The sequence below is a fragment of the Aminobacter sp. HY435 genome, from assembly GCF_027568395.1.
Lineage (GTDB): Bacteria > Pseudomonadota > Alphaproteobacteria > Rhizobiales > Rhizobiaceae > Aminobacter.
The window spans coordinates 1-10,807 of record NZ_JANKZL010000021.1; the positions used below are offsets into that span (position 1 = coordinate 1).

The window sequence follows — 10,807 nt, forward strand, 5'->3', positions numbered from 1 at the left end:
CGTCGACGGCGTATTGCACCACCGGACGGTCGACCACCGGCAGCATCTCCTTCGGCATCGACTTCGTCGCCGGCAGAAACCGCGTGCCCAGACCAGCCACCGGAATGACGGCCTTGCGGACTTTCCTCATCGTTCCCAACCTCTTGTTCATATGCACTCCTCGTTTTCGTAATCCGGCCTTGCGATGGGACTGTCGTCTCACCGGCCCGACCGGTAGGCGAACTGACCGGCTACCCGCCGCAGCCGCACCGCTATCGGCATGCGCAGGTGGCGAACCGCAGCAGGATTCCCCAATGCGGTCCTCATCGCCTTTAGCGGCGAGCGCGACTTGATGTGCTGCACCAATGACAGGAATGTGGCGGCCTGCTTCAGGCTTCGGGCGCGCCGCGTGAACGCTTCCTGCGCCTCCGCATCAAGCCGGTTGACTTGCGCGAACTGTGCGTCGGCGCGCTGCATGGCCTCGACATGATGGAGCTTCAGCACCCGCGAGATGGAACCGCTGCGCACATGGTACGCATAGCCTGCAGCCGGTTCGACGACACATCTGCCGCCCTTGGCGAGAGCGCTGGCAAGCAGGATGTAGTCCTCGCCGATGCGCAGGCTTTCATCGTAGCGCAGGGCGTGGCGCTCAAGATATCCACGCAGGAATATCGGCTTCATGTAACCAAAATTGAACGCGGATTCGAAGACGAGATTGGCGTTGATGAAGTCGGCGAGCGAGATTTCCGCAAACTGTCCAAGGAATTCCTGCGAGAACATCGCCTCAGGAGAGCTCTCGTCTTCTCGAATCACCTCGATGTTGTCGACTGCGATGGCTGCATGTTGCTGCTCTGCCCGCACGATCATTCGTGTCAGCCGGTCCGGATGCACGCTGTCGTCTGAATCGAGGATCGCCACCCAGCGCCCCCCCGCGGCGTCGAGGCCGGCATTTCGCGCCCCTCCCGGCCCGCGATTTGCGTCAAGTGCCAGCACCCTCACCCGCTCGTCGGCATAAGCATGCGCCAAGGCAAGCGTGCCGTCGGTCGAGCAATCGTCCACGACGATAGCCTCGACAGTCACGCCACGTTGCTGCAAGGCGCTGCCGATGGCGCGGCCAAGCGTAGCCTCGGCATTGTGCGCGGCGATGACGAAGCTGACGTCAGGCTGCATTGCCGACCTCCTGTGCGCCATAGAGGCGCAGTTCGCGCAGCCCGAGCAGGCCGCTCGCGACGCCGATATGCATGACACCGCGCAGCACCGAACGATTGCGGCGAACCGGATGGAGCGCGGCGAAGCCGGCCGCGGCGAAGCAGTAGCTCGCCTTGGCGACGGCAAGGCCTATGGCGGGAACCATTCCCGGCAAGGACCGCTTCGAGCCCACTAGCGTGCCATGCGTCTGGCCGACGCGATACCGGCGCCTGGCCAGCCAGCCGAACGTGGCTCGACCTGGAGGGACAGGCTCTTCCACCCAGGCGTCGGCGGCATAGGCGAAACGTCCGCCGGCGCTATGCACCTGATCGAAGAATTCGGTGTCCTCTCCCCCGGTGCGTCCGCGCGCCAGATTGAAGCGCCGCCCGGCGATCCCTGGCGCTGCCATCCTCAAAAGCACGTTGCAGGTGTAGCCGCTGCGTATCTCGCCGCCGACGAACACCGGATAGGTCGAATGGAAATCGCCCATGCGCATCCAGCCGGGAGCTGTGGTCGAATAGCGCGCCCTGACCGGTCCGAGCACGACGTCGGCGCCGGAGATGGTGGCCATGTCCACCAGCCGCGACAGCCAGCGGCTTGTCGCCTTCTCGTCGTCGTCGATGAAGGCGACGCAGTCCGCACGACTTGCATCGAGGCAGGCGTTGCGCGCGATCGAAATGTTGCGCGCCGGGCAATGGACGTAGCGGATCGGCAGCTCCAGGCTTGCGGCATGCCCGGCCACCAGCTCGGCGGCGCTCTGCGTTTCATCGTTGTCGGCGACGATGATGCCGATGCGATAGCCTTCCGGCAGCTCCATCGCCGCCAGCGAGCGCAATGTCGCGTCAAGTTCGGGCCGCCGGAACGTGCAGATGCAGATATCGATGCTCTGGAGGGTCGTGCTCATGCGTCGCGCCCCCGCATCCCGACGCCGGCCAGCTGCTGCCAGAAGCCCAGCGACCATGCGAAATGCATGATCATGGCGGAGACGCCCGCCAGTGCGAGCTTCGGGTCTCCGGCCCGCCAGGCGAGCCGTCCGCCGTAGGCAAGACATATCGCGGCCCAAAGCCCGAGCGGCGGGGCAAACAGCCAGTGCAGCGGCGTCAGGATCGCAAGCAAGGCGGCCGGCGCGACCATCAGCGGCGCCAGCTGGCGCAGTTTCGGCATAACGCGATGCTTGAGCACGTTGCGCGCGCGCCCCCGGCCGTAGCCGAGATACTGGCGGTAAAGGCCCTTCAGCGAGTTGCGCGGGAAATAGGTCATCCGCGTCCGGCCGCTCATCCAGATGCTGTAGCCGCCCTGGCGAAGCCGGTGGTCGAGTTCGGCGTCCTCATTGTGGGTGAAGCTCTCGTCATAGCCGCCGACCCGGCGGAACACGTCGATGCGCATCAGCGCGTGATGGCCGTGATCGACCCATTCGCCGTTCGAGCGATGCCGGTGCCTGGAACCGCCGGTTCCCAGACGCGAATTCTGCGCGGCGGCAGCCGCCCTCTGGACCGGCCCGGTGCCTTTGGTCAGCATCGACACGACGATCGAATCGGCATCCGTCTCGAGCGCCTCGTCGATCAGCCGGTCGCAATAGTCGTCGGGATAGCCGCCATGCGCATCGATGCGGATCAGGTACCTGCAGCCGTTGCCGAACTGCCGCACGGCGAGGTTCACCGCAGCGCTCTGGATACGCCTGGGATTGTCGATCAGGACGACGCTGTCGTCTTCATCGGCGATGCGGCCGACGATGGCGCAGGTAGCGTCGTCGCTGCCGCCGTCGGCGACGACGATGCGGGCGCCCAGCCTTCGGGCCGCCGGCCGCAGTTGCTCGAGCAAGCGGCCGATATGGCGCTCTTCGTTGAGGCACGGAATCACGATGATGCAGGAAATGGGCATTGCTCAGCTTGTTTTCTGGTTTGATTTCAGGCGGCTGTGGCGAAGTCGCCTTTGGCGAGCCCGGCGATGGTCGCCAGCTTGGCCACGAGCACGCGGCAGTCGGAGCTGTTGCAGCTCCATGTCGACGGCTCGCGGGCCGTGACTTGGCCGCGCAAGGCGCGGTAATGCTCCGGCGTCATCGCGCCGAACGCTTCGTCGAGTGCCGCAACCGAAGCCTCGCGCAACACGATCCCGATGCCCTGGCGTTCCAGAAAAGCCGCCGTCTCGGTCCCGGCCATGGCGATCGGCACGGTGCCGAAACGGCAACCTTCATAAAGCCTGTTGGGCAGAAGCCATGTCGAGTTCTGGCCTTCCTCGAAGAAGTCGATGGCCCATGAGAAATGCACGCCGCCATAGATCGCGGCCATGTCTTCCGGATTCCGGTAGGCGCCGCCGAAGGACAGATACGGTGCAGCGCCGACCGTGCCGAAGAAGTTGTCGAACTCGCTGAGCGCCGGCCGGCCGCGCATGACAACCTCGACATGCCCGGAAGTCTCTCCGGTAAAACGGCCGAGCAATTCCAGCGACTTGCGGCAGCGCAACGCGCCGAACCAGCCGATGCGCCATGGCGGCGAGGCCTCGGGCCCTTCGATCGACGGCGCCGTCGGCGCCTCCGGTCCAAGTTCGAGCAGCTTGTTCTCGATAACCTCGACCGGCGCGTCGATCTGGCCGAACCTCTCGAAATATTGCCTGACGAAGGCCGGCGAACTCGTCAAAAGCAGCCTGACGTCACGCCCGAGCCTGCGCTCGGCGCCGCGCAGCGCACGGCCGACCATGTCGTCGCGCAGGACGAGGCGATGGATGTCGAGGCATTCGTAGACGACCGGCGCCGACGATCCGAACGCGCTGCGCGCGCGCTTGGCCAGAGCCAGCATCTCGAGATTGCGCGCCAAGATCAGATCCGGCGCAGCAACCCGCTTCAACGACCTCGCGATGCTTGCGACAGCCTTCGCCACGGCGCCGAGCCGCTGCGCAAAGCGGCCATCGCGCGTATATCCGAGGTCGATCGGCACGATGCCTTCGATATCGGCAACAGGTACAGAAGTCCTGCGGAAACCGGCTAACGTCAGACGTGCGCCACCGGCCTTGAGCATGATGACCCGACGGCGAACAGCTGGATCGGAAACGTCATGCACGAGGTACAGAACATGCAGCATGAATCACGCTCGCAGTTTGGCCCACCGATCGGGAATGCTAGGGAAGCATTTGCTGCATCGCAACAATTACTGTCCCCGATCGGCTCAACTTTTGTTGCGTCGCAAAATAGCCTGTTTGATCTGTAGACATCCCGGGGGGCGGGCCACACCTACGGAGATGCGGTCTTATGAAGAAAGTTGTCGTCGAAAACACCGTCTGCCTGAACACGGGCGACGCGGCGATCCTGCTGGCCATCCGCCACATTCTCAAATCGGCCTATGACGGTGCGCTGCAGTTTCAGGTCTTCGACAGCCAGCCCGAAGTCGCGTCCCGGCTTTACCCGAGGCACGACCATCCCGATATCGAGATCCGCAAGCTGCTCGCCGAGTCGATCTTCAAATACCCCTATGACGCCAACCGGCTGAAGAACCTTGCCAAGCCGATCTACAATCGCCTGGCGCTCAGCGCGCTCCGCCACTACGGCACCAGCCGCGCGCTCGACGAAACCATGTTCAGCAGCGAGGACCGCCGCAGCCTCGACATCTACAGGCAGGCCGACCTGGTCATCACGACAGGCGGCACCTACCTCGTCGAGAACTACAATCTCGAAAAGCGCCTCAATCAGTTCCGCATCGACGAGGCGCTCGGCAAGAACACCATCTTCTTCACCCAGTCGCTCGGGCCTTTCGACAATGACTACAACAGGCGCGAGCTGAAGCCGGCCTTCGACCGCAGTCCGCTGATCCTGCTGCGCGACGAGCGCTCCCGCAGGCAGCTCGCCGGACTGGTGGACGACGAAGCCAAATGTCATGTCGTCGCCGATTCCGTGTTTGCCCTCGCCGACGTCGCCCGCATCGAGGGTGCGTTGTCCGCGGCCCAACCGCCGCAACCGACCGGCCGCGTCGGCATCTCGGTCCGGCACTGGAACTATGTCGGCGACGGTGCCGAAGGCATGCAGCGCTATCGCGAATCGATCGCAGCGATGGCGACGACGCTGGTGCGCGACCTCGGCAAGCAGGTGACCTTCGTGTCGACCTGCCAGGGCGTGCCCGAATACGCCCACGACGACGCCAGGACGGCGCGCGCCATCGTCGCCGAACTGCCGCCGGAGATCGCCAGCCGTGTCAGCGTCGATGCATCGTTCCACACGCCGGAACAGCTGATGGCCCTGGTCAAGGGCTTCGACTTCGTCATCGCCACCCGGATGCACATGATGATCATGTCGCTGTGCGTCGGCACGCCTGTCTTGCCCATCGCCTACGAATTCAAGACCAGGGAACTTGCCAAGCGCGTCGGCCTGGGCGACCTGCTGCTCGACATCGACACGGTGATGCCGGACGAGGCAACCGGCAAGCTTGCGGCCTTCGTCTCCCACCTGCGGCAGTTCCGCCGCACCACGCTGGCGGCGGTCCTCAAGGAGCATGTCTCGGCCATGTCGGCAGCGGCGCTGATCAGGCCCCTGCTCGCGGACAACAATTCAGCCGGTGTTGCGGGTAATGGTGCGCACCGCCTCGAAAAGGGCGCGGCGTGACTGCGGCACAGCCAGCATGAAGCACAGCGCCACCGCGTAGCTCAACACGCCGGCGGTGGCCGCCGCCACGACATGCGACTGGCCGGTCATGGCCACGGGCAACTGACCGTAGCCCAGCCACGCCACGGCGGCGGCGGCGATCAGCAAGCCCTGGACCATCAGGAAATCCCCGGCGGAGACCGGCCCGACGCGCTGCATCAGAACCGCCAGGACCGGCAGCCGCAGCACGTAGCCGCTGATGGCATAAGCCGCGGCGACGCCGACCGCGCCCCATTTGAGGCCAACGACGAAGGACAAGACCGTCGTCAGGGCCGAATAGATGCCCCAGCGGAACATCGTGCCGGTCTTTCCCTGGCAGATGAACACCCAGCCGGTCGTGCTCGACACGGGCTGCATCAGCCCGGCGATGCCGAGCCACGCAAAGATCGGCGCAACCGCCACCCAGCGCTCGCCGAACAGCAGCGACACCACCGGCTCCGCCGCCATCGAAAGCGCGGCGATGCCGGGAACGGTCACCAGAGCGAGCAGCCAGTTGGTCCTGAGATAGAGAGCGCGGAAGCGGGCCTTGTCGTCCTGGATACGGCTGAGCAGCGGCACCATCAGCCGCGACAGCGGCTGGTTGATGTTCTGCAGCGGGAACAGCAGCAGCTTGTAGGCGCGGTCGTAATAGCCGAGCTCGATCGCGCCCGAGAACTTGCCGATCAGGATGTTGTCGAGGTTGCGCGAGAAGAAATTGACCAGGTTGAAACCGGTCAGGTTGGCCCCGAACGTCAGGATGTCGCGATCGACCCTGATATCCGGCCTGCCGGGCATCCACCGCGTGGCGATCCAGGCGGCGAGAAGCGTCACCACGGCCCCGGCCGCCGGACCGATGACGAGCGACCAGTAGCCGAGACCGGCATAGGCGGCGGCGATCGCTGCCGCCAGACCGGCGAGCCCGGTGAGGACGTCGTTGACCGCCAGCTGGCCGAACCGCAGGTGACGGTTCATCAGCGCCAGCGGCAGCGCCGCCAGGCTGCCAAACAACAAAGGCGCGGCTGCGGCCAGTGCGATTCCCGTCATGCGGGGATCGCCGTAGAATGCGGCAACCGCAGGCGACAGCGCCGCCACGACAGCGGTGCAGACAAGCCCGGCGAGCGCGCTGATCCAGAAAACCTGGTTGAGTTGCCCCTGGCCGATATCGGGCCGTTGGATAACGGCCTGCTGCAGGCCGAGATTCTGGAACAGCCCGACAAAGGCGACGATCGGCCCGACCGACGCGACCAGGCCGAAATCTTCGGGCGCCAGCATGCGCGCCAGGACGACGACCGAGACAAACTGGATGCCCATCCGCACGACTTGCGCTGCGGCGGTCAGGGCGCCGCCGCGCAAGGCTATGCGGCCGAGTGGCTGTTGGGCTTGTGCCGTCACGCTGCCGCCCTTGCCGCAACGAGACGGAACAGCGTGTCGGCGAAGGCGTCGTTGAGCCTGGTCGAATCGAAATCGTCCTCGACCTTGCGCCGCGCAGCCCTGGCGATGTCCGCGCATGCCTCGGGGTTCTCGGCGATCCAGACCAGCCTGTCGGCCAAGGCATGGACGTCGCGCTCAGGCGCCAGCAGGCCGGTGCGGCCGTCCTCGATGAGTTCGGGGATGCCCGAATGGTAGGTGCTGACCACCGTCAGGCCTGCAGCCATCGCCTCCATCAGCGCAACCGGGATGCCCTCAAGGTCGCCGTCGCGCGCCATGACGCTCGGCAGGACGAAGGCGTGAGCGCCTGCCAGCCGCTGCTTGACCTCCCTGTGCGGGAGCGGCCCGAGAAATGCGACCCGGTCGAGCAGGTTCAGCTTTCGCGCCAGGTCGCGGGTCTGTTCGGCCGTCTCCCCACCGCCGATGACCGTGTACGACCAGTCGATATCAGGCCGTTGCGTCCGCAGTTCGGCGAGCGCCTGCAGGGCGTAGCCGATGCCCTTCTTTTCAGTCAGTCGGCAGACCGAGATCAGCGACAGCACGCCGGCCCCACGCTCTGCCGGCAGGAAGCCGATCTCGTCGGTGTTGACGCCCATATGGTGCACGGCGACGCGTTCGGCGGCAGCACCGGCCTCGATCAGCGCCTCGCGGAAGAAACCGTTGACCGGCAGCTGCAGCGCGCCCTCCTCGAACACCACGCCATAGCGCGACAGCGTGCCGTCATGCATCGGCGCGCCGACATCGTGGCCATGGAAGATGGTGACCAGCGGCGCCGCAATGCGCCGCCGCTTTTTCGCCCGGGCAACGCGCAGGCCGTTGTTGCCGAAATGCGCGACGATGACGTCATACTTTTCCAGCTTGCCGGCAAAGGCGATGTCGAAAGCGGTCGATGCCTTGTCCCACAGCGGCCCCGTCCAGTTGCGCATTGCCGGGCGCAGCGGCGCAAGCCCGCCCCACCAGCGCGCAACGCCTTCCGGCAGGTTGCGCCAGCGGGCGTCGTCGACATTCAGCTCCTTGCCGAACGTCGTCTCGTTGCAGACGACGCCGACCTCCATCCCGCGGTCGAGGCAGCCTGCGATCTGGTCGAGAACGAAGGTCTCGGACAACGAGGGAAACTTGTCGACGACGAAACAGACCTTCATCGGCTTCGCTTTCTGCGCAAGACGCATCTAGGCGGCACGCTCGAGCCGTTGCGCCGCAGCGGCTTCGAGAACGCCCATGAACGCGGCGAACTGCGCATCCGGGTTGAGCTGGGGCCGCTGCGAAAACGCCCGCGCCGCCTCCGAAAGACGGCCGTGCTCGAGCTGGTCGTCCCACAGGCAACGCACAGCCCCGACCCAGACATCGAGCGGCGCATCGTAGTCGAGCACCACGCCGCCGGAACCGATCGCTTCCGGCAGGCCGCCGCGGCGCGAGCCGACGACGGGAATGCCGCTGCAATGCGCTTCGGACGCCACCCGCCCCCAGGCTTCCTCCCATTTGCTCGGCGCCAAGAGGATTTTGGTGCGGCCATAGACCGTCTTCATGTCGTTGGTACGGCTTTCGAGCCGGACATTGCCGAGCGGCGCAATCGTGTTCTCGATGTTGGCGCGATGATCGTCGGCCAGCTTCCAGCTTTCGACGAACAGGAACGGGATATCGGGACAACGTCCGGCGATGCGGACGGCCAGCTCGAATCCCTTCTCGTCATAGGGGTTGATCAGCGTGACGAAGTCGCCCGTGGATCGGGTGGCGTACAACGCCGGATTGACCGTCGGCGGAATGACGGTCGAGGTGATGCCGAACCTCTGGTGGTAGGTCCTGGCCGTAAAGTCCGAATTGGCGATGTAGCGGGCAGAGCCGAGTTCGCTGAGATCGCCGCCCAGCTCATGGAACTCGACGTTCCTGAGATAGACGACCAGCGGCACGCCCTGCGCTTCCAGCGCCTTTCCGATTGGCACCGATTTGTGGCACTGCACCACCGCCACGTCGGGAGTGAGCTTGCGCACGGCAAAATCCGCCGCCTCCCACGGAAACCACGCCCGCACGACAGGATAGCCGGGAACGGTGTCGATCACGGCGCGCTGGCGCGTCAGCTTCATCTTGGCCCGCGCCTTGAAGCCGAACATGCCGTCGCCGAACAGTGCCGCCAGCACCGAGGCGTCGTGGCCATGGGCGCGCAGCTGCTCGACCAGGTGGTGCGTGCTCGATTGAACGCCGCCGCTGAACTCTGGGGTGTAGCCGTTGCCGCCGGCAAACAGAACTTTCATGTCCCTTCTCCTTGTCGGTTGCTCACGCGGCCGTTCGGCCGATGGAGACGTACTGAATGCCGTGGCGGGCGACGACTGACGGGTCGTAGAGGTTGCGGCCGTCGAAAATGACCGGTGTGGTCAATGCTTGCCCGATCAGCTCGAAGGATGGCGCGCGGAAGTTCTTCCACTCGGTGGCGATCAGCAGCGCGTCCGCCCCGCGCAGCGCCGCCTCCTTGGTGCCGCACAGCATCAGGTCGTCGCGCTGGCCAAAGATCTGCTGCGCCTCGTTCATCGCCTCGGGGTCGTAGGCCTGGACCCTGGCGCCGGCGGCCCACAACGCTTCCATCAGGACGCGGCTCGGCGCCTCGCGCATGTCGTCGGTGTTGGGCTTGAACGACAGCCCCCACAGCGCAAACGTCCTGCCGCCGAGATCGCCATTGAAGTGCGCCTGGAGTTTGTCGAACAGCACCGCCTTCTGCGCATTGTTGCGGTCCTCGACCGACTGCAGCAGCACCGGCGCGAAGCCGACGTCCTGCGCCGTGCGGATCAGCGCCCGCACGTCCTTTGGAAAGCACGAGCCGCCATAGCCGAGGCCGGGATAGATGAAGTGGTAGCCGATGCGCGGGTCCGAGCCGATGCCCTTGCGCACCTCCTCGATGTCGGCGCCGAGCAGCTCGGCGAGGTTGGCCATCTCGTTCATGAAGCTGATCTTGGTCGCCAGCATGCAGTTGGCGGCATATTTGGTGAACTCGGCCGAGCGCACGTCCATGACGATGATCTTCTCATGGTTGCGGTTGAACGGCGCGTAGAGCTCGCGCATCACCGCCTCGGCGGTCTCGCTTGCGGTGCCGACGATGATGCGGTCGGGCTTCATGCAGTCGGCGACCGCCGAGCCTTCCTTCAAAAACTCCGGATTGGAGACGACGTCGAAGGCAAGGTCCTCGCGCTCCCTCCGCGCCAGCTCGGCCGCTATCGCCGCCTTGACCTTGTCGGCGGTGCCGACCGGCACGGTCGACTTGGTGACGACGATCTTCGGCCCGGCCATCTCGCGGCCGATGGCCGAGGCCACCGACAGCACATATTTGAGGTCGGCCGAGCCGTCCTCGCCCTGCGGCGTGCCGACGGCGATCATCTGGATCTCGCCATGCGCCACGGCCAGCGAGGCGTCCGTCGTGAAGACGATGCGGCCGGCGCCGTGGTTGTCGCGCACCAAGGCCTCCAGCCCCGGCTCGAAGATCGGGATGAAGCCCTGGTTCAGCCGCTCCACCTTGGCCGCGTCGACATCGACGCAGACAACGTCATGCCCGACCTCCGCCAGCACCGCCGCCTGCACAAGGCCGACATAGCCAATCCCAAATACCGTAAGCTTCATCCG

Annotated in this window: 10 protein-coding genes; 1 reads left to right on the forward strand and 9 read right to left on the reverse strand. The window is 65.5% G+C overall.

Annotated features, from left to right (window positions below; genetic code table 11):
• From PCJ21_RS21945 to PCJ21_RS21965, 5 genes are all read right to left on the reverse strand, one after another.
• On the reverse strand, positions 1-130 hold a 130-nt coding region (locus PCJ21_RS21945; RefSeq protein ID WP_442866059.1), incomplete at its 3' end, for a sugar phosphate nucleotidyltransferase.
• Between the two features lie 68 nt (positions 131-198).
• Positions 199-1,149 carry a glycosyltransferase family 2 protein gene (locus PCJ21_RS21950; RefSeq protein WP_269933555.1) on the reverse strand — a complete coding sequence of 317 codons (951 nt, stop codon included), beginning with the start codon at positions 1,147-1,149 and terminating at the stop codon, positions 199-201.
• A complete protein-coding gene (locus tag PCJ21_RS21955) occupies positions 1,139-2,071 on the reverse strand; it encodes a glycosyltransferase (RefSeq protein ID WP_269933556.1) in 933 nt (310 codons plus the stop codon). Before PCJ21_RS21955 ends, PCJ21_RS21950 begins: the two co-directional genes overlap by 11 nt.
• A complete protein-coding gene (locus tag PCJ21_RS21960; RefSeq protein WP_269933557.1) occupies positions 2,068-3,048 on the reverse strand; it encodes a glycosyltransferase family 2 protein in 981 nt (326 codons plus the stop codon). The genes PCJ21_RS21955 and PCJ21_RS21960 overlap by 4 nt, the downstream gene beginning before the upstream one ends.
• Before the next feature lie 26 nt (positions 3,049-3,074).
• The gene (locus tag PCJ21_RS21965) at positions 3,075-4,244 is read right to left on the reverse strand and encodes a glycosyl transferase family 1 (protein ID WP_269933558.1); all 1,170 of its coding nucleotides are present in this window, start codon (positions 4,242-4,244) and stop codon (positions 3,075-3,077) included.
• A 167-nt stretch (positions 4,245-4,411) separates the two neighbouring features.
• On the opposite strand from PCJ21_RS21965, the gene PCJ21_RS21970 reads away from it, so the two are divergent.
• Positions 4,412-5,755, forward strand: coding sequence for a polysaccharide pyruvyl transferase family protein (locus PCJ21_RS21970; RefSeq protein WP_269933559.1), 1,344 nt, complete (start codon positions 4,412-4,414; stop codon positions 5,753-5,755).
• Here PCJ21_RS21970 and PCJ21_RS21975 read toward each other — a convergent pair.
• From PCJ21_RS21975 to PCJ21_RS21990, 4 genes are read right to left on the reverse strand one after another with little or no spacing between them, the layout of a single operon-like run.
• On the reverse strand, positions 5,702-7,165 hold the full coding sequence (locus PCJ21_RS21975) for a lipopolysaccharide biosynthesis protein (protein WP_269933560.1): 1,464 nt from the start codon (positions 7,163-7,165) through the stop codon (positions 5,702-5,704). The two genes, PCJ21_RS21970 and PCJ21_RS21975, sit on opposite strands and share 54 nt — an antisense overlap.
• Entirely contained in the window at positions 7,162-8,343 is a 1,182-nt protein-coding gene (locus tag PCJ21_RS21980) for a glycosyltransferase (RefSeq protein WP_269933561.1), read from the reverse strand. Before PCJ21_RS21980 ends, PCJ21_RS21975 begins: the two co-directional genes overlap by 4 nt.
• Positions 8,344-8,370: 27 nt before the next feature.
• Positions 8,371-9,450 (reverse strand): glycosyltransferase, encoded by a 1,080-nt coding sequence (locus tag PCJ21_RS21985; protein WP_269933562.1) that lies wholly within the window; start codon positions 9,448-9,450, stop codon positions 8,371-8,373.
• A 22-nt stretch (positions 9,451-9,472) separates the two neighbouring features.
• Positions 9,473-10,804 carry a UDP-glucose dehydrogenase family protein gene (locus PCJ21_RS21990; protein WP_269933564.1) on the reverse strand — a complete coding sequence of 444 codons (1,332 nt, stop codon included), beginning with the start codon at positions 10,802-10,804 and terminating at the stop codon, positions 9,473-9,475.
• Between the last annotated feature and the right edge of the window lie 3 nt (positions 10,805-10,807).